The sequence below is a fragment of the Brevundimonas sp. ABV4_179 genome, assembly GCF_056311945.1.
Genome location: NZ_CM149976.1, coordinates 2375584 through 2393050, shown reverse-complemented (window position 1 = coordinate 2393050; position 17467 = coordinate 2375584). Strand labels below are relative to the sequence as shown.

The following is a 17467-nucleotide window of genomic DNA, read 5'->3' as shown; positions in this document are numbered from 1 at the left end:
GGGACATGACCCAGTCCCTGATCCTGCATCGCCGGGGCCTTCTGATGAGCGCCGGCGCGCTCGCTCTTTCCGCCTGTTCGCCCGAGATGTCCGAAGCCGGGGAAAGTCAGTACGCCGCCTCGTCCTATCGTCGGGTGTCGGATGCGGATTGGCGACGACGCTTGGGCGACGCCTCCTGGCGCGTCATGCGGCACGACGGAACCGAACGTCCCTATTCCAGCCCCTTGAACGACCAGCATGCACGCGGCGTCTTCTCGTGCAGGGGATGCGATCTGGCGCTGTTCCGATCGGAATGGAAGTTCGATTCCCGCACGGGCTGGCCCAGCTTCTACGACGTGATCGCCGCCAATATCGGCAAGAAGCGCGATCTGGCCATCGGCGTTCCACGCACCGAATACCATTGCGCCCGCTGTTTGGCCCACCAGGGCCATGTCTTCCCGGACGGCCCGCGCCCGACGGGCCTACGTTACTGCAACAATGGCGTAGCGCTGAAGTTCGCAGCCGCCTAGAGGCGACGCGCTCGGACGGCGGAGTCCACTGTCGCGCCGAAGATGACCGATGCGATGATGACCAGCAGGCCGTAGTCATGACCGGGGAAGAAGACCGGCGCGCAGGCCATGGCGATGACCATCAGCGGAAAAAGGCCCGACCAGACGGCCGTGCCGGGGGCGTCCCCGTGGATCATCGGCTGGACCGCCGGCCGCTTCATCATCCGCGCCACCCGCCCGTTCAACAGCACGAAGGTGCCGGCGCAGACTACGGCCGACAGGACGTATTTCAGCGTATTGCCCGGCTCCCCGAACACGCTGGCGGTCATGAGCAAAAGCGCCAGGGCCACGCCCGTGCTGAGGGCCAGAAGGGCGTTCGGTTCGATACGGTTCAAGACTTCACTTTCACATAGCTGCCGGGCGCGGGCTCGATGGGCTTTAGCGGCCCTTTCGCCGGATCACGAGCGGGGATCGGCTTGCCGGATCGTTCGCGCAGCCACGCCGCCCAGTGCTCCCACCAGCTGCCGGGATGCTCCGTCGCGCCCGCCTGCCACTCCGCCAGGGTGTCGGGCAGGGCGGGGTTGATCCAATGCTGATATTTTCGCGCCGCCGGGGCGTTGATGACGCCGGCGATATGGCCCGATCCGGCCAGGGTGAAGGTCACGTCCCGCCCGCCGAAGAGTCGCGCCGAGCGATAGACCGAGTTCATCGGCGCGATATGGTCCTCGCGGCTGGCCTGGAAATACAGCGGGATCTTCACCTTCGACAGGTCGGCGGTCACGCCGCCGATCTCGAACACGCCTTCTGCCAGGGCGTTGGCGCCGTACATTTGGCGCAGATACTCTAGATGCAGCGCCTTGGGCATCCGTGTCTGATCGGCGTTCCAAAACAACAGGTCGAACGCCGGCGGATCCTTGCCCAGCAGATAGTTGCTGATGAAGAAGGACCAGATCAGGTCGTTTGACCGCAGGGCGTTGAACGTCTCAGCCATCGCCGCACCGGGCAGTACGCCACCCGCCGCATCCATCTGACGCTCGATCTCGGCGATCCAGTGTTCGTCGGTGAACAGCAGCAGGTCGCCAGCTTCGGCGAAATCGTGCTGGGCGGCGAAGAAGGTGGCGGCGGCGACGCGTGCGTCGCCCTTGGCCGCCATATGCGCCAGACCGGCGCCGAGCAGAGTGCCGCCGATGCAATAGCCGACGGCGTTCAGTCGATCCGCACCCGCCTGCTCCAGCGTCTTCTCGACGGCGCGATAGACGCCCTTCTCCAGATAGTCGTCAAAGCCGAAATCAGCCTTGTCGCGATCCGGGTTGACCCAGGAACAGACGAAGACGGTGAACCCCTGCGCCGACAGCCAGCGGATCAGCGAGTTGGCCTGCTGCAGGTCCATGATGTAGAATTTGTTGATCCACGGCGGGAAGATCAGCAGCGGGATCTCATGCTGCATCTCGCTGTCCGGCGCGTACTGAATCAGTTCGAACAGTTCGTCGCGCCAGACGACCTGGCCCGGCGCCGTGGCGACATTCTCGCCAACGACGAACTTTCCGTAATCGGCCTGACTGATGCGCAGCGAACCGCCGCCGCGCTCCAGGTCGGCGGCGAAATTCTGCATCCCCCGGACCAGGGATTCGCCGCTGGTCTCGGCCAGGGCCTTCAGCGCGACCGGGTTGGAGACCAGGAAGTTCGACGGCGAGAAGGCGTCAGTCAGCAGGCGGGTGAAGAATTGAGCGCGGCGTTTTACCGCCGGATCGACGTCCTCGACCCCTGCCACCAAGCCGTTCATCCAGTCCGACGTCAGCAGATAGGACCGCCGCATCATGTCGAACATCGGGTTTTCCGACCAGGCGGGGTCCTTGAAGCGCTTGTCGGCCGGGGCGGGGTCCGGCGTCTCGCCCGCCGCCTGACGCGCCGTGGTGCTCCACAGGTCCATGTAGCGGCCGAACAGGTCGGCCTGGGCGTGGAACAGCTTCTCGGGGCGCGCGGCCAGGCTGGTCATCACCGACGTCATGGCGGGCCCGACGTTGAAAGGGTCAGGCGTCAGCGTCGCCGCGCCGTCTGGGTTCTTGACCGCCTGGTTCAGAGCAGCCTCGGCCATGGCGCCTTGGGCCATCATCGCCGCCTTGGCCAGATTGAGCGACAGCGTCTCGATCAGCGCGGCCTGCTCGGCGCCGGCAAAGGCGGACTGGGGTTCATCGGCCGGCGGCGGCCCGTCCGGCAAGGATTTCAGCTGTTCCTTGGGCTGACGCGGCGGTCGCGGCTTGGCGGAGGTGGGGCGGCCGGCTTTACGCGCAGGCTTGTCGGTCGTGTCCTTTGGGGGCGGGGGAGGCTTGGCCATCATCGTCCTTCGCGCTTCCTGCGCTGCGGGCTGGTTCATCCGCCCTTCCGCGCGGGGCCATGATGGCATAAGACCGACCGGGAAATGAACGCGCCGCTCTCAAAAAGGATGATCCTGATCGCCGCAGTCGCGATCACAGGGGCATTAGGCGCCTGCTCCGGCGGCCTGGCCGCCAAGACCGACGCCGCCTCGCCGCTAGCCCCGCGCGTCCAGGAACTGGTCGACGCCAACCGCCACTATCCGCGCTGGGAGGACTTCCCGGCGGCGCCGACCAGCCTGCCGGACGTGCGTCAGGTCGCAGCGAACGCCCAACGGCTTCAGGCCGACAACGCCGCCCTGAACGGCGAGATCGCCCGAATCGATTGGACACTGAACGATCCCGAGGCCTTAGCGGCCCAGATCAACGCCAAGGTCGCGACCGTTCCCGTATCGCCCGACGCCGCGCGCACCCAGGCCGAGATCGAGGCCTTCGCCCAGAGCCTGCGCGACAGGGCGAAGGCGCCGCCGCCGCTTGACCGCCGCCCTGCGCGGTGAAATCGACACTGGCGGTCGCCGCGCCGGCAGAATCCGCCGATGATGCGCCTATGGCTGACGACAGCGCGGCAAAAACACTGAACGCCTTTCTGGGCGTGTCCCGATCCCTGTCCGGCCGCGCCTGGCGACAGAGGCTGGCCGACGCGGCGGTCGTGCGCGCCCACATGCAGACCCTGGGCCTGGAAGAAGTTCTGGCCCGCGCCCTGGCGTCGCGCGGCGTGCGGGCGGATCAGGGTGCGGACTTTCTGACGCCGACCCTGCGGGCCCTGTTTCCCGATCCGTCCAGCTTCATGGACATGGACGCGGCGGCCGAAGCCATTCTGGACGCGCTCCAGGCCCAGGCGAGCATCCATGTCTTTGCCGACTATGACGTCGACGGCGCCTCCAGCGCCGCCCTTCTGGTGCGCTGGTTCCGGGCCATGGGCCACGAACTGCCCATCTATGTTCCCGATCGCCTGACCGAAGGTTACGGCCCCAGCGCCAAGGCCTTCGACACCCTGAAGGCGTCGGGCGCAGATCTGGTCATCACCGTAGACTGCGGCGCGGCGGCGAACGAAGCCTTGGCCCATGCCGCCACCATCGCTTTGAACGTCGTGGTGATCGACCACCACATGATGCGCAGCGAACCGCCGACGGCTTTGGCTGTCGTCAATCCCAACCGGCCGGGCTGCAACTCTGGCCAAGGCAACCTGGCGGCGGCGGGCGTGGTCTTCGTGCTTCTGGCCGCCCTGAACCGCGAGGCGCGCAGGCGCGGCCTGTTTGCAAACAGGTCCGAGCCCGACATCCGACAGTGGTTGGACCTGGCCGCCCTGGGCGCGATCTGCGACGTCACCGGCCTGACCGGCTTCAACCGCGCCCTGACGGGCCTGGGGCTGAAGGTGATGAGCGACTGGCGCAATCCGGGTCTGCGCGCCCTGCTGGCGGCCGCGGGGGCCGAACCGGGGCCTGCCAAGAGCAATCACGCGGGCTTCATTTTGGGACCGCGAATCAATGCGGGCGGGCGGATCGGTCGTTCGGACCTGGGCGCACGCCTGCTGTCGACCGACGACCCCAGAGAAGCCGAGGCCCTGGCCATCGAACTGGACGCCCTGAACGTGTCGCGGCGCGAGGTGGAGCGGATGGTGACGGAGGCCGCCGTGCGTCGCGTCGAGGCGACGGGCGCTCACGCCGACGACAGCGCCGTGGTCGTGGTGGCCGGCGACGACTGGCATCCCGGCGTGGTCGGCATCGTCGCGGGTCGATTGCGCGAACGCTGGCGCAAGCCCGTCATCGTCATCGGCATCGATCCCATCACCGGCATCGGCAAGGGTTCAGGACGGTCCCAGCCTGGCATGAACCTGGGGCGCGCGATCCAGGCGGCATGGGAAAACGGCGTCCTGATCGCCGGCGGCGGGCACGCGATGGCGGCAGGTCTGACGATGGACGGCGCGCGTCTGGCGGAACTGAACGCCTTTTTAAACGACCGGCTGGCGCAGGAACGTGTCGAGGCGGTCGCTCAGGATGTGTTGGAGATCGACGCCCTGATCGATCCGTCCGCCGCGACGCGCGACTTGTTCGAATCGTTTGAGCGCCTGGCGCCCTTCGGTCCCGCCAATCCCGAACCTACATTCGCGCTCAACGGCGTTCAGGCGCGTGAGCCGATTGCGATGAACGGCGGCCATGTGCGGTGCCGGCTGGTCGGGCCGGATGGCGCCTCGGTTCGGGCCATCGCCTGGCGCTGCGCCGATCTGCCGACCGGCCAGGCGCTTCTGGCGGGGCAGGGGGGGCTGAGCGTCGTTGGTCGGCTGAAGGCCGACGACTGGAATGGCCGTAAGGGCGTGCAGTTCGAGATCGAGGATGTGTCCGATCCCCGGATGATCTGAACGCGCCCAAAAAACTGAAAATCCACGCTTGCACCGTTTCGAGGGCGCGGCTATATCGCCGGCTCTCCCGCGCAGCGGTCCCTTCGTCTATCGGTTAGGACGTCAGGTTTTCAACCTGAAAAGAGGGGTTCGACTCCCCTAGGGACTGCCACGCGGGGCAGGCCGATCGTCTAGCCGAATGGCTCTGGCGACGATCAATTTCCACCGACCAATATTGCTGATGTTCCGCATCGCGGAACCGCGCCGTGCGCGTTCGTGGTTAGTCGTTATTGACCAATAACGTTAATCTTCGCCCATCGCGTGCATTTTCCGCTTTTCAAAGTTTCGCGGAACGGTGTTAAACATAGACCGAGTCCGCTAAACGCGCGGACGGGGGTCTTAAGTTGTCTGACTACAACGAGATGGACACGGCGCAGACCGTTCGCGTCATCGGGCGGGTGAAATGGTTCGATGCCGTAAAGGGCTATGGCTTCATCGTTCCCAATGATCCGGCGCTGACTGAAATGCGCGACGTGCTGCTGCACATCAGCAGCCTTCGCGACCTTGGCCGCGACGCGGAAGAAGGTGCGCCGATCACCTGCGATTGCGTCAAACGTCCAAAGGGGTGGCAGACGGTGGCGATCCACGATCTCGGCTATGGAGATTCGGCCCCGCCTGTTCGTCGCGCGCCACCGCCAACCGCCTCGGTCGAACTGTCGGACGACGAACTGGAGACCGCGCTGGTCAAATGGTTCAATCGCACCAAGGGCTACGGATTCGTCGTGCGTGATCGCGAGCCAGGCGATATCTTCGTCCATATCGAGACGCTGCGTCGCTGCGGCCTGGACGATCTGATCCCTGGCGATACGGTGCGGGTGCGATTCGCCAATGGGCCCAAGGGGCTGGTGGTCGCGGACATCAGAACGGGCGACTGATATCCGGCGCCCAGGAGAGGCGCATGATCGACGCAAGCAGACGACTGATTCTGGCAGGGCTGCTGATTCTGGCCGTCGCCGGCTGCGCGGCCAAGGCGCCGACCGGCCCCAATGGCGAGCCGCTGCAAAGTCTGGCCATCGTCACGACCTCGGGCGAACACCAGTTCTGGGTTGAGATCGCCGATGACGAACCGGAGCGTCAGCGTGGTCTGATGTTCCGACCGCCGTTGGAGGCGGATCGCGGCATGCTGTTCCAATGGCCCGGCGAGGCGCCGCGCGAGCAGAGCTTCTGGATGCGCAACACCCCCAGTTCGCTGGACATTCTCTATATCGACCCCAAGGGGCGCATCGTCTCCATCGCCTCGCACGCCACGCCGTTTTCCGAGGCGCCGATACCGTCCAACGGGGCGGCCAACGGCGTGCTGGAACTCCGCGCCGGCCGCGCCGCCGAGATCAACGCACAGCCCGGCGACAAAGTTTTACATCCTTATTTCAAGCCTTGATTGCGGTTTGCCGCGCGAAGTGCCAATAGGGCGCTCCGTTCGGTCCGGGGTGTAGCGCAGCCTGGTAGCGCATCTGGTTTGGGACCAGAGGGTCGGAGGTTCGAATCCTCTCGCCCCGACCAACGGAAGGCCGCTGGATTCCGCATCCGGCGCGCGTTATGGCAGGGGCGAAAGCTCGCCGTCACTGAGGACCCGCCCATGCTCGCTCGCATCTACCGCCCGGCCAAGACCGCGATGCAGTCAGGCAAGGCCAAGAGCCGCGACTGGCGGCTAGAGTTCGAACCCGCCTCGGCGCGCACCATCGACCCGCTGATGGGCTGGACCAGCTCCAGCGACATGAACGGCCAGGTCCGCATGAACTTCGATTCGAAGGAAGAGGCCGTCGAATACGCCGAGCGTCACGGCATCGCCTTCCGTCTGCATGAGCCGAACGATCCGCCGGTGATTATCAAGGCCTATGCCGACAACTTCGCCACCAACCGCAAGCAATCCTGGACGCACTGACGCCTGCGTCCGGCCAAAAGCGCCCATAGCTCAACCGGATAGAGCACCCGCCTTCTAAGCGGGATGTTGCAGGTTCGAGTCCTGCTGGGCGCGCCATTCCCGGCGCGGCGCGTATGGGGTCCGCACATGACCGACATCCCCACCTCGCCCGAACAGGCCATCCGCGTGGCGGCGCTGTATCGGTTCGCGCCGGTCGCCGATCCCGCTAGGGTTCGCGAAAGGCTGCAGGCTGTCTGCGACGCAGGGCAGGTGAGGGGGACGTTGCTGGTCGCCCACGAGGGGTTGAACGGCACCATCGCCGGGCCGATCAACGGCGTCGAGGCGGTGCTGGACGCCATCCACGCCCTACCGGGGTTCGACAGGCTGGAACTAAAATACGCCTGGACGGACATTTCGCCGTTCCATCGGATGAAGGTGCGGGTCAAGACGGAGATCGTCACCATGGGCCAGCCGGACCTGGACCCGGCGCGCGACGCCGGCGTCTACGTCTCGCCCGCGGACTGGAATGCTTTGATTGCCGATCCTGAGACCCTGGTGATCGACACGCGCAATGCCTACGAGAGCGAGATCGGCGCCTTCGAAGGCGCGGTGAAGCCCAATACAGAGAGCTTTCGCGATTTCCCCGACTGGTTCCGCACCGAGGGCCGCGCCCTGCTGGCGCAGACCGGCGCGCGGCGGGTCGCCATGTATTGCACCGGCGGGATCCGCTGCGAGAAATCCACCGCCTTCCTCAAGGCCGAAGGGATAAAGAACGTCCACCACCTGGAGGGCGGGATTCTGCGTTATCTTGAGACGACGAGCGAACAAGATAGCCTATGGCATGGAGAGTGTTTTGTTTTCGACGAGCGGGTCTCTGTCGGTCACGGCCTGATCCAGGGGGCGCATACCCTGTGCCGCGGTTGCCGTCTGCCGGTGGACGAGGTTGGCCGCGCATCTGTGCATTACGTCGAGGGCGTCTGCTGCGCACGCTGTCACGACACGCGCGACGAGGGCCAACGCGCCCGCTACGCCGAACGGCATCGCCAAATCGAGATCGCCCAAAAGCGTGGGCAGACCCATATCGGCGCCTCGCCCAATCCTAACGGCGTGGCGGACGCGGGAAGAAGGCGCTAGGCGTCTTCTCGACGTAAGCGGCGAAGGCGTCCGGCCGCGACCGCTTCATGTGCGCCTCCAGCAACGGCACGCCCGACACCTTGGTCAACAGCCAATACATGTAAGCGGGGCCCGTCAGCGCCAGCCAACCCCAAAGCCAGTCGCCGCTGAGGCCGATGGCGAAAATGGGCCAAGCGCACCAGCCCAACCATTCGAAGAAATAGTTCGGGTGCCGCGACCAGGCCCACAGGCCCACATCGCACACCCTGCCCTTGTTGGCGGGATCGCGCTTGAACGCGGCCAACTGCCGGTCAGCCACGCCCTCGCCGAGCAGGGCGCCGATAAAGATCAGCGCCGCCAAGACGTCCTGAAGCGTGAGACCCGGCGCCGGATTGCGTCCGCCGACCAGAACGCTGAGCGAAAGAAAGGCCGCAGCGCCGGCCTGCAACATCAAAAATCCGAACATCTTCGCCTGGAAGCCCCGGCCCCAGTCCTGGCGCAGCCTTGCGTAACGGGCGTCCTCGCCTTCGGCCGCCGCGCGTTTGGCGATGTGTAACCCCAGACGCAGACCCCAGGCGCCGATCAGCAAACCCGCCAGCCATTGACGAGGGGAGGGAGCGGCGCCGTCGAGTGGAAACAGGGCCACGCCAACGCCGGCCGCCCCCAGACCCAACGACCAAAAGGCGTCCGCCCATCCGCCTTGTCCGGTCCGGCGCTGCACGACCCAGGCGGCACACATGACCAAGACTATGAACAGGGCAGCCACGCCCCAGAGGCCGACCAGGCCCATCACAGGCGCACGAACGGCTGCAGCAACCGGCCCATCCAGCCGTCCAGCTTGATCTGTCCATCCAGGGCGACCACGCACAGACAGGCCTCGTCAGAGACGACGCGCGGCTGGTGCAGCACGTCGTCGTTGGCCTCTTCCAGATCGCCGACATCGAACCGTTGCGTTTCGGTGGCGTAGGCGCCCGAGATGACGCAGGTCAGTTCGACCCCGCCGTGCGTATGTTTCGGCGTGTCGCGACCCGGCTCGATTCGCAACAGAATGACGCGGCAGTCGCCATCGCGAGGCGCATGAACATCGCGAACCCGCATACCCGGGCCGATCCAACGCCAGGGGCCGAGCGCATAGCGGCGAAGCGGCTCTGGCAGTTCGGGCATGTCATTCAGCGGGGCAGGCGATTTCGCCGCGCCTGCATCCGTCTCGATCCGCGCCAAGGCGTGCGCCAGCGCATCCTCTGACAAATCGACGGGCGAGGCGTCGTCGAGGAATGCGCCGCCAACCGCCTGCAACTCTCGCACCCAGGCGTCATTGGCGGGGCGCAGGGCCAGATGGGCGGCGACCACCACGGCTTCCGGCGCGCTCAACGACCCGGACGCATAGGACAGCAGCAGGTCTTCGGACGGATTGCGGCGCGCGTTCATCGCGAGGCCTCTTCGGACGGAGCGAGTATCAGGCGAAGCTTGGTCATGGCGTTTCGAATGCGGGATTTCACGGTGCCCAGCGGCAGATCCAACTGACGCGCGATTTCGGAATGGGAACTGTCGACAAAGAAGGCGAGGCGCAGCACCTCGACATGTTCGGGGCTCAGACGGGCCAGGGCGTCACGCACCCGGTCGGCATCCTGGGACATGGACAACAGCTCGTCCGGCCGCAGAACGTCTTCACCCGCCAGTTCGATCTCAGGCGTCGGCAGCGGCCGGGCGTCGCGACGCAGGATGTCCAGGCGGCGATTGCGAGCGATGGTAAAGATCCAGGTCGCCGCCCGCGCCTTGCGGCCATCGAACAGATCGGCCTTGCGCCAAACCGTCAGCATGGCGTCCTGGGCGAAATCCTCCGCCGCGCCCGGCGTGGCCCCGGACTTGATCAGCCAGGCCTTCAGGCGCGGCGCAAAATATTCGAACAGGCAAGCGAACGCCGCCCGGTCGCGCCGCAGCGCGATCGCCTCGATCATCTGATCGTGCAGCCGGGGATCCAGGGGCGCGTCAGGACGGGTCATTCGGCCAGAACGGGAGACGCCCGGTCGGGGCGCCAAGGTTGCGGACCGTGTGGGTGCGAAGGATTGGGGTTCGCCATGCATGAACCCTAATACGGCGGGCGGAAATGTCTGGATCAATCGCGATCCGATCATGACGCAGGGCCGTAAATCCTCCATGCGTCGTCGCCGCGCCTGCGGGCGCGCCCTGGAGCCTCCATGTCCGTCTCGCCCGCAAGATCGTCCCTCGAACCCCTGAAGATCGCCGTTGTCGGTTCGGGCGTCGCGGCCCTGTCCTCAGCCTGGCTTCTATCGCAGAAACACCGGGTCACGCTCTATGAAAAGGCGGACCGTCTGGGCGGGCACACCAATACGGTGACGGCGGGCGTGCCGTCCGGCGAGATCGCGGTGGATACCGGATTCATCTGCTTCAACGACGCCACATATCCCAATCTGATCGCCCTTTTCACGCATCTGGGGATTCAGACCCGCGCCACCGACATGTCGTTCGCCGTGTCGCTGGATGATGGACGGTTCGAATACGCGGCCCCGGGCCTGTTCGCCCAGCGTCGCAATGCCCTGAGGCCGCGCTTCTGGTCCATGCTGACCGAAATTCTGCGCTTCTATCGCGAGGCGCCGCGCGATCTGGTCGGTCTGAACGATCCGTCCCTGACGCTGGGCGACTATTTGAAACGCGAAGGGTTCAGCGAGGCGTTTCGCGACGATCACCTGCTGCCGATGGCCGCCGCCATCTGGTCGTCGCCGGCCCATACGCTGATGGACTATCCGGCGGAGTCCTTCATCCGCTTCTGCGGCAATCATGGTCTGCTGAAACTAGTGGGGCGCCCGATGTGGCGCACGGTCGAGGGCGGCAGCCGCGTCTATGTCGAACACCTGGCGCGCGCGCTTCAGGACATTCGGCTGGATCACGGCGTCGTCTTGATCGGTCGCACCGACGACGGCGTGATCGTTCACGACAGCCACGGCGGCGTCGAACGTTTCGATCATGTCGTCATCGGCGCCCACGCGGACCAGGCGCTGGCCATGCTGGATCAGCCTACCTCGGCCGAGCAGTCGCTGCTGGGCGCCTTCCGCTACAGTCGCAATCTGACCGTGTTGCATACGGACGCCTCCCTGATGCCGCGTCGTCGCCGCGCCTGGGCCAGTTGGAACTATATCGGAGCGGACTCCGGCCTGTGTGTCACCTACTGGATGAACCGGCTCCAGGGGCTGGCGGGCGACGATCTGTTCGTGACCCTGAACCCGCCGCGTCCGCCGCGTCCCGACACCCTTCTGCGCAGCGAGATCTACGAACACCCGATCTTCGATCCGGCCGCCGTCGCCGCCCAGAAGCAGTTGTGGAGCCTGCAAGGGCAGGGGGGCGTCTGGTTCTGCGGCGCGCACTTCGGCGCCGGCTTCCACGAGGACGGCCTGCAATCCGGCCTGGCCGTCGCCGAACAGTTGGGTGGTGTGCGCCGGCCCTGGGCGGTCGATAACGAGAGCGGCCGCATCCATCTAATCGCCAGCCCGACCCCATATCTTGAACGCGCGGCATGAGCGGGGCATCGGCCCTCTATCGCGGCCGGGTCATGCACCGTCGGCTGCGACCCAAGGTTCACCAGTTGGATTACCGTGTCTTCTGGCTGTTTCTGGACCTGAGCGAGATCGAAGACGCAGCCCGGCGGCTACGTCTTTTCTCTCGCAACCGTTTCAACCTGCTGTCCTTCCATGACCGAGACTATGGCGACGGCTCCGGCGATCTCAGGCCCCAGGTTCAGGCATGGCTGGCGCGGGCCGGGATCGACATCGGTTTGGGGCCGGTCCGCCTGTTAACCATGCCCCGCGTCTTGGGCTACGTCTTCAATCCGATCAGCCTCTATTACTGCCATCATCCCGATGAGCGTTTGGCGGCCATGGTTTATGAGGTAACCAGCACCTTCGGCGTGCGTCACGTCTATGTCATTCCTGTGCCGGCGGCCGACCAAGCCAAGGGCCTGATCCGTCAGGGGGCGGCCAAGGCGCTCTATGTCTCGCCATTCATGGGCATGGAGATGGACTATCGGTTTCGCGGCCATGCGCCGGGCGATCAACTGGACATGACCATCGACGGCCTGGACGCCGACGGCGTCCTGATCAACGCCGCCATGAAGGCTTGGCGCCAACCCCTGACCGATCGCGTCATCGTATCCGTCGCTGCGTCCATCCCGCTGATGACGCTTAAGGTCATGGCTGCGATCCATTGGGAAGCGCTCAAGCTCTGGCTCAAAGGCGTCCGACTCACCAACCAGCCCCCGCCAGCGCAAACGCCGGCCACTTACCAAGCGACGGCTGAGGAAAGCCGGCTAGGCCATTGAATAGCGACGACTAGACAACCGAACGACAGTTATTTCGCATAATATATCTTAGGCGATACTTGATGCGAGTCGAAACCGGTACCTTGTTGTCGCTTTTTCCATTCGCTGAGAATCTCACCGGCTACGACCGTTCGCAGCGGGTTTGAGTTCAGATCAGTAGCGTTTGATCGAAATGCTGCGACTCTGTGCTCATGAGCGCAGCTTGTGTGGCCGGCCTGGCTCGTGGCTCAGGCGGCGGCGGCGCTCGGAGGCGCTTCGCCCAGGTAAAGCAGGACTGCGGTATAGATGATGTCGCTGATGATGACGTCGCGGTCTTCAGCGATGGCTCGGACGCGCGTCGCCAATGGCCGCGGCACCACCAGTGAGGTCGACGGCGATGACGTCGGCCCCGCGATCAATCCGTTCTTCCAGCGGTCAATCTCGTTTTCAACAAAGTCGCCCACGACGTCCGTGTAGAGATCGGCGGCGGTCCTGCCCTCGTCGCGGGCCTTGGCCTTCATGCGCTTGTGGGCCCATCGAGGAATCCGCATCGATAGGTTCGTGCGTGGCACTTCCCACGCTGCCTCCTGGTGGGCTCGCGTCGGTTCTGGCTCTGTCATCGGCAAACTCCCTGCTTTGTCGGGAGAATCGCTGATCGTGGAGTCCACGTCTAGTCGAAGCGGTCAAGACGCCGTCTTCCGATCTTGCCAGGGAGCGATATAGTGTCCTGACGACGTTCATCGAAGGTCTCTCCATGCTCGACGAGTTCTCGATACCGGTCGTGCTGACTTTCTTTGGGGTGCTCGTCCTAGGCGCGCTCATCTCGGCGCTAGCGCGGGCGCGGCGCGGTCCCAACTCGCGCCAGAAGCATCGTCGAGAGTGATCCGCGAGCGTGGTTCAGTTGAGGCAAGCCAAGGCGGCCAGTTGCTCGGCAGCCGCCCAACGTGCCCGGAACTCATCCGACCAGCCTCCCGCTCTCGCTCGTAGCTGATGGAATGGCTGGGCTGGCATCGCAACGGCCAACAGACCGAGCGGGTCCATGCCGACGTCGCCGATCACCCGGCGTCGGCCCTTGGGCACGACGACCGCTACAACGCGTGAGAACCAGTCGCCCAACACCTCGTGCTCCTGGCGATAGCCGGGCGACGGCCACCGCAGAGCGATGGCTGCCCTCGCGAACAGAAGTCGATCGGCCGGATCCAACGTTGTCAGGATGCCCTCTGGCAGGGTGAGCGCAAGCGGCGCGATATGACGGCCCCGGCGAGGCTCCTCGAAAAGGGTCAGCGCAGCGCCCCTTCCCAGGGCGAGGCTGATCTGGACCGAAAGCGCATCGACGAGGTCCCTCACCTCGCGGACTGAGGTTATGACGTCCGTAGAGGCTGACTGGGCTGGGTCGACCATCTGGGCGGCGAATAGAAGGCTGTCTAAGGGCTCCTGCCCGAGGTGCGACAACCCATGATCCTGACGGGACAAGCTGACATCGAACGGAAGCATGGCTGAGGCTTGCGCCTCTGTCGGTATCAGGAGTGGTGCGCGATGAAGGGGACAGACCGTCGAAAGCGGGTGGGTCCACGCGGTCCTCACATAGGGCACCCTCCCCGCCTCAGCGTCGTCGATCAGACAACAGGCGCACACGCGCCAGTCCAACTCTCCTCGGGAAAGGCGATCGGCCGTCGTGAGAAGTGGATGCACCGCCGCTCTGACCTGGTCGAGGTCGACGGCGGTGCGCAGTGCGATCTGAACGAGGACGTCTTCGCCAGGCGCGTGGTCGACCAACTGCAGGCGACAGGCGATCTCGGCGGCGACATGATCCAGATCCAACAGATGCGCCCGGGCGATGCGGGCGAGCCAGGAGGATAGAGCTTCCCCCTCCTCCCGCCTGACGGCGGGAAATGAGAGCGTGGCCCCCTGCGGCCGATCAAAGCCCATGTTCAAGCCGCTCGCCCTTGAGCGCCACAGCTTCGAGCAGCTCAGCCGACAGGCGCTCGCTGCCATCCCGAATAGCCGAACGTGCGCAGCGCTCCAGCATGGTTAGCATTCGCCCGCCCGTGGGGCCGCACAGCTGCAGCAGCAGGTTCATGAAGCGTCGATCGACCACGGTCGGCCGACGCAGGGGAAACAACGCGATGCGCTGGCGGACCACGTCGACGACCCAGCTGTGCTTCTTGTCCCAGGCCGGGAGGGCGATAACCTCGAACCTCTGGGCAAGGTGCTCGTCGGAGTAAACGAGGGCCTTCGACTCCCGCGAACCGAAGCCGGCGATGGACAGGCCCAGTTCGTTGGACAGGTACTTCAGGGTGTTCAGGACGACTTGCTGGGCGCTGGCCCGCTGCAGCAAGGCGTGCTGCAATTCGTCGATGATCAGCAGGCGGGTGCGACGCAGGCGGAGCTGATTGACGACCATCGCCCGAAGCCGCGCCGTCGTCGTCTCGGGGGCGCTCGCGCCGATCGCAGAGAGTATCTCGAGATAGAGGCGCTTCTCGTCGACCGTGGGCGGCGCTTGAATAACGACGACGCCGTCCTTGTCAGCCTCATCACGAGATACCCGGCCGGCGTAGAGCGCCTTGAACCGGTCGATGATCGCCGATTTCCCATAGTTCGGCGGCGCGTGGACAACGACGGATGGCGGCCTTTGCCTGAGCGGCAGATCGATCAACTCGAACAGCCTGGTTATGACCTCGTCACCAGGCGGATAGGAAATCCACCAATCGCTGGAGATCAGCGCCAGACGCGATGCGTCGTCCGCCAGCGCGCGGTCTTTTACCCTCTCGTCCAAGTGCGCGAAGGGATCGCCGGTGTCGTCGGTCACAGCGCGCCTCCCCAGCTATCGTCCTCGTGCTGCGTCGGTGGCGCTTCCGTGGCTGTGCGGGCGTGGCGGAGGCGCTCGACGGCCAGCCGGGCGATGCGGGAGCCATGGGCTTCGCCGTGAAGCAACTCCTCCGCGCGCTCGCGGGCCGCGCGCGCCAGGATGCCCTCGAGGGGCGCGCCGAGCACCTGCGCGAGTCGGCGGGCGTAGCTGTAGAACCAGAGCGTTGGATAGCGCCCAGAGTAGTTCGGCAGCCGGTATGGAACGCGGATCCATCGCTTGGCCACTTGGAGGTAGACGCAGCCGAGGTTCCGGGGATCGAACTTGAGACGCACCTTAGCTCGTCCTTCAGCGTAGGCGAGCGTGGTGTCTTCTGACGCGTACTCCTCGCCGAAGGCCTTCAGGCCTGTGCGGGTCAGAGTGCGGCTGATTTCCGGGAAGAGATCGATCCGGAAGCCCTCGGGATCGTCCGGTCGCCGCGGATGCAGGCCAGCCACCTTACGGTCCCAAGCCTCGAGCGGCGTGCAGCCGAGCGCGCTGTGAACGGTGTTGTGGTACTCACCCAAGATCTGGTGGGCGAACCAGAGCTCGAGTTGGTCGATATCCAGGGCCGCTCCCTTGCTGGCGTCGTAATCGCCGCGCTCTTTGGGGCTTCGCTGGGTGGCGCCCGGCAGCATCTTGCACCGGCCCATCATCGTGCCGATCATTCGCTCGATGTGGCCGCCCCAGTGGGCCTTGCCGGCGGGCCGCAGGAAGGTTTCGACTCCCTGATTGGCCAACGCCCGTTCAAAGGCGCGAGACTGGAATTCGCCGGCACGGTCAGAATGGACGAGCTTGGGCAATCCTTCGATCGGCCAGCGATAGTCGAGCCCCATCTGTTTCAACCACGCGCCTTTGTGCTGCACGGCCAGATCCAGAGCGGTCCCGGCCCGCAGGATCGAGGGTGGCTCGAGCGAGACGTAGAAGCCCGCCACCATTCGGGTGGCGACGTCGATGATGACCGTCAGCCACGGACGCCCGACCGGCTTGCGGCTCTCCTTGTCGACGAGAATGACGTCGGCCTTGGTGTGATCGATCTGCCAGCAGTCCCAAGGGTGCTCGATCTCATAGCTGCCCGGCCGGGCCGTCGCAGCTTCACGCGCCTTCTTGCCGTCGCGACGTCCAAGCACCGTTGCGCGCTTCATTCTTTGAAGGCGACGTCGGATCGTTGTGTATCTCGGACCGGGGAGGCCCAGTCGTTCACAGGCGGAGTCGATGACCTTCACCGTCTCCGTCAAAGGCGGCTTGTTGGGCGACAGGTAGTGGGTCCTCAGTGCTTCAGCCACAACGGCCTCCACATGCGGATGAAGGCGGCTCCGGCCCTTGGGGAAGCCGCCCTTGCGACCCGTCAGGTCCCGGATGGTCGTCCTCCCCTCCCCTCGGGCGCGTTGCAGATCCCGGTAGACGGTCGCCCGGCTGACGCCGGCGCGTTCTGCTGCCGCTTCCACATCCCACGCCGTTCTGTGCTGACGCGTCGCGAGCTCAGCGATACCTCGGGCCCGGGCGGCCAGTTGCGCAAACCGCTCCTCGGACATGCTTTCGAGATCGCCGCCCGTGATCGGCTCGACCGCGCTCACGCGGCAACCGCCTCAGTTGAGACCGGCTCGAACACCGTGGTCGAACCCAAGATCGATCTCGTGCTCAGATCGGTGACGGTGACCAACCAGGCAGTTCGAGCCCCCTTCACCGCGACGTCGAGTTCGGCCGCCTGGACATCCCAGTTGTCTAGGTCGACCTCGGCGGTCGCCGCCTCAAGGAGATCGCAGAGAAGCTGTTCTGTGGCGACGATCACGCACTCCGGCAGCCCGGCGAGCGGGTCTTCCTGATGTAGCGGACGGGGTTCTTGAGAAGACGGCAGGTCGGTCATGAGCAAGGCCTCCAGCTAGATGGGAGGACAAGTCACGACTCCGAATACGAAGCATCGCAACTCTGGCGAGGTCGCGGTTTGCGAGCTATTGGCGCGCGCGAATTGACCTGAACACCTCGCAAGGACTTAATTGAATTAGCACGAATATTGCCTCTCATCAACTTCGCGTGAGACTCGCGCGCGATGTGGCATATCGCGTGAACGCCAAGTC

19 protein-coding genes and 3 tRNA genes are annotated in these 17467 nt (G+C 65.2%); 12 read left to right on the top strand and 10 right to left on the bottom strand.

Going from position 1 to position 17467, the window contains the following annotated elements:
• Positions 1–5: 5 nt before the first annotated feature.
• Positions 6–509 (top strand): peptide-methionine (R)-S-oxide reductase MsrB, encoded by a 504-nt coding sequence (gene msrB, locus ACYX4P_RS11545; protein ID WP_248116505.1) that lies wholly within the window; start codon positions 6–8, stop codon positions 507–509.
• Here msrB and ACYX4P_RS11540 read toward each other — a convergent pair.
• Both ACYX4P_RS11540 and phaC read right to left on the bottom strand, forming a co-directional pair.
• Positions 506–883, bottom strand: coding sequence for a hypothetical protein (locus ACYX4P_RS11540; RefSeq protein ID WP_248116503.1), 378 nt, complete (start codon positions 881–883; stop codon positions 506–508). The two genes, msrB and ACYX4P_RS11540, sit on opposite strands and share 4 nt — an antisense overlap.
• Positions 880–2862, bottom strand: coding sequence for a class I poly(R)-hydroxyalkanoic acid synthase (gene phaC, locus ACYX4P_RS11535; protein WP_409514492.1), 1983 nt, complete (start codon positions 2860–2862; stop codon positions 880–882). The genes ACYX4P_RS11540 and phaC overlap by 4 nt, the downstream gene beginning before the upstream one ends.
• Before the next feature lie 45 nt (positions 2863–2907).
• Between phaC and ACYX4P_RS11530 the strand changes: the two genes are divergently transcribed.
• From ACYX4P_RS11530 to trhO, 9 genes are all read left to right on the top strand, one after another.
• On the top strand, positions 2908–3357 hold the full coding sequence (locus ACYX4P_RS11530) for a hypothetical protein (protein WP_248116499.1): 450 nt from the start codon (positions 2908–2910) through the stop codon (positions 3355–3357).
• Between the two features lie 50 nt (positions 3358–3407).
• Positions 3408–5219, top strand: coding sequence for a single-stranded-DNA-specific exonuclease RecJ (gene recJ / locus ACYX4P_RS11525; protein WP_248116497.1), 1812 nt, complete (start codon positions 3408–3410; stop codon positions 5217–5219).
• Between the two features lie 76 nt (positions 5220–5295).
• Positions 5296–5370: transfer RNA gene (locus ACYX4P_RS11520), tRNA-Glu, on the top strand.
• Positions 5371–5620: 250 nt separating this feature from the next.
• Positions 5621–6133 (top strand): cold-shock protein, encoded by a 513-nt coding sequence (locus ACYX4P_RS11515; RefSeq protein WP_476070259.1) that lies wholly within the window; start codon positions 5621–5623, stop codon positions 6131–6133.
• Between the two features lie 23 nt (positions 6134–6156).
• The gene (locus ACYX4P_RS11510; RefSeq protein WP_248116495.1) at positions 6157–6636 is read left to right on the top strand and encodes a DUF192 domain-containing protein; all 480 of its coding nucleotides are present in this window, start codon (positions 6157–6159) and stop codon (positions 6634–6636) included.
• Positions 6637–6681: 45 nt separating this feature from the next.
• Positions 6682–6758, top strand: a tRNA-Pro gene (locus tag ACYX4P_RS11505).
• A gap of 76 nt (positions 6759–6834) precedes the next feature.
• On the top strand, positions 6835–7140 hold the full coding sequence (locus tag ACYX4P_RS11500; protein WP_248116493.1) for an ETC complex I subunit: 306 nt from the start codon (positions 6835–6837) through the stop codon (positions 7138–7140).
• A gap of 19 nt (positions 7141–7159) precedes the next feature.
• Positions 7160–7236, top strand: a tRNA-Arg gene (locus tag ACYX4P_RS11495).
• A gap of 30 nt (positions 7237–7266) precedes the next feature.
• Positions 7267–8253, top strand: a complete 987-nt coding sequence (gene trhO, locus ACYX4P_RS11490) for an oxygen-dependent tRNA uridine(34) hydroxylase TrhO (protein ID WP_248116491.1) — start codon at positions 7267–7269, stop codon at positions 8251–8253.
• Here trhO and ACYX4P_RS11485 read toward each other — a convergent pair.
• From ACYX4P_RS11485 to ACYX4P_RS11475, 3 genes are read right to left on the bottom strand one after another with little or no spacing between them, the layout of a single operon-like run.
• Positions 8219–9022 carry a DUF1295 domain-containing protein gene (locus ACYX4P_RS11485; protein WP_476069615.1) on the bottom strand — a complete coding sequence of 268 codons (804 nt, stop codon included), beginning with the start codon at positions 9020–9022 and terminating at the stop codon, positions 8219–8221. The genes trhO and ACYX4P_RS11485 overlap by 35 nt on opposite strands.
• The gene (gene chrR / locus ACYX4P_RS11480) at positions 9022–9660 is read right to left on the bottom strand and encodes a cadmium/peroxide/UV radiation responsive anti-sigma factor ChrR (protein ID WP_248116488.1); all 639 of its coding nucleotides are present in this window, start codon (positions 9658–9660) and stop codon (positions 9022–9024) included. Before chrR ends, ACYX4P_RS11485 begins: the two co-directional genes overlap by 1 nt.
• Positions 9657–10235 (bottom strand): sigma-70 family RNA polymerase sigma factor, encoded by a 579-nt coding sequence (locus ACYX4P_RS11475; protein WP_248116486.1) that lies wholly within the window; start codon positions 10233–10235, stop codon positions 9657–9659. The genes chrR and ACYX4P_RS11475 overlap by 4 nt, the downstream gene beginning before the upstream one ends.
• A 195-nt stretch (positions 10236–10430) precedes the next feature.
• On the opposite strand from ACYX4P_RS11475, the gene ACYX4P_RS11470 reads away from it, so the two are divergent.
• Together ACYX4P_RS11470 and ACYX4P_RS11465 are read left to right on the top strand one after the other, a co-directional pair.
• Positions 10431–11768 (top strand): NAD(P)/FAD-dependent oxidoreductase, encoded by a 1338-nt coding sequence (locus tag ACYX4P_RS11470; protein WP_248116484.1) that lies wholly within the window; start codon positions 10431–10433, stop codon positions 11766–11768.
• Positions 11765–12565 (top strand): DUF1365 domain-containing protein, encoded by an 801-nt coding sequence (locus ACYX4P_RS11465; protein WP_248116482.1) that lies wholly within the window; start codon positions 11765–11767, stop codon positions 12563–12565. The genes ACYX4P_RS11470 and ACYX4P_RS11465 overlap by 4 nt, the downstream gene beginning before the upstream one ends.
• A 227-nt stretch (positions 12566–12792) precedes the next feature.
• Here the strand turns inward: ACYX4P_RS11465 and ACYX4P_RS11460 are convergent, their stop codons facing one another.
• From ACYX4P_RS11460 to ACYX4P_RS11440, 5 genes are all read right to left on the bottom strand, one after another.
• Positions 12793–13065: a hypothetical protein gene (locus tag ACYX4P_RS11460; protein ID WP_476069612.1), complete on the bottom strand. Its 273-nt coding sequence runs from the start codon at positions 13063–13065 to the stop codon at positions 12793–12795.
• Positions 13066–13441: 376 nt separating this feature from the next.
• The gene (locus tag ACYX4P_RS11455; protein WP_476070258.1) at positions 13442–14473 is read right to left on the bottom strand and encodes a TniQ family protein; all 1032 of its coding nucleotides are present in this window, start codon (positions 14471–14473) and stop codon (positions 13442–13444) included.
• Complete coding sequence (locus ACYX4P_RS11450; RefSeq protein WP_476069610.1) at positions 14463–15353, bottom strand: TniB family NTP-binding protein; 891 nt, start codon at positions 15351–15353, stop codon at positions 14463–14465. The genes ACYX4P_RS11455 and ACYX4P_RS11450 overlap by 11 nt, the downstream gene beginning before the upstream one ends.
• Positions 15350–16966 carry a DNA-binding domain-containing protein gene (locus ACYX4P_RS11445; RefSeq protein ID WP_476069608.1) on the bottom strand — a complete coding sequence of 539 codons (1617 nt, stop codon included), beginning with the start codon at positions 16964–16966 and terminating at the stop codon, positions 15350–15352. Before ACYX4P_RS11445 ends, ACYX4P_RS11450 begins: the two co-directional genes overlap by 4 nt.
• Entirely contained in the window at positions 16963–17256 is a 294-nt protein-coding gene (locus tag ACYX4P_RS11440; RefSeq protein WP_476069606.1) for a hypothetical protein, read from the bottom strand. Before ACYX4P_RS11440 ends, ACYX4P_RS11445 begins: the two co-directional genes overlap by 4 nt.
• Between the last annotated feature and the right edge of the window lie 211 nt (positions 17257–17467).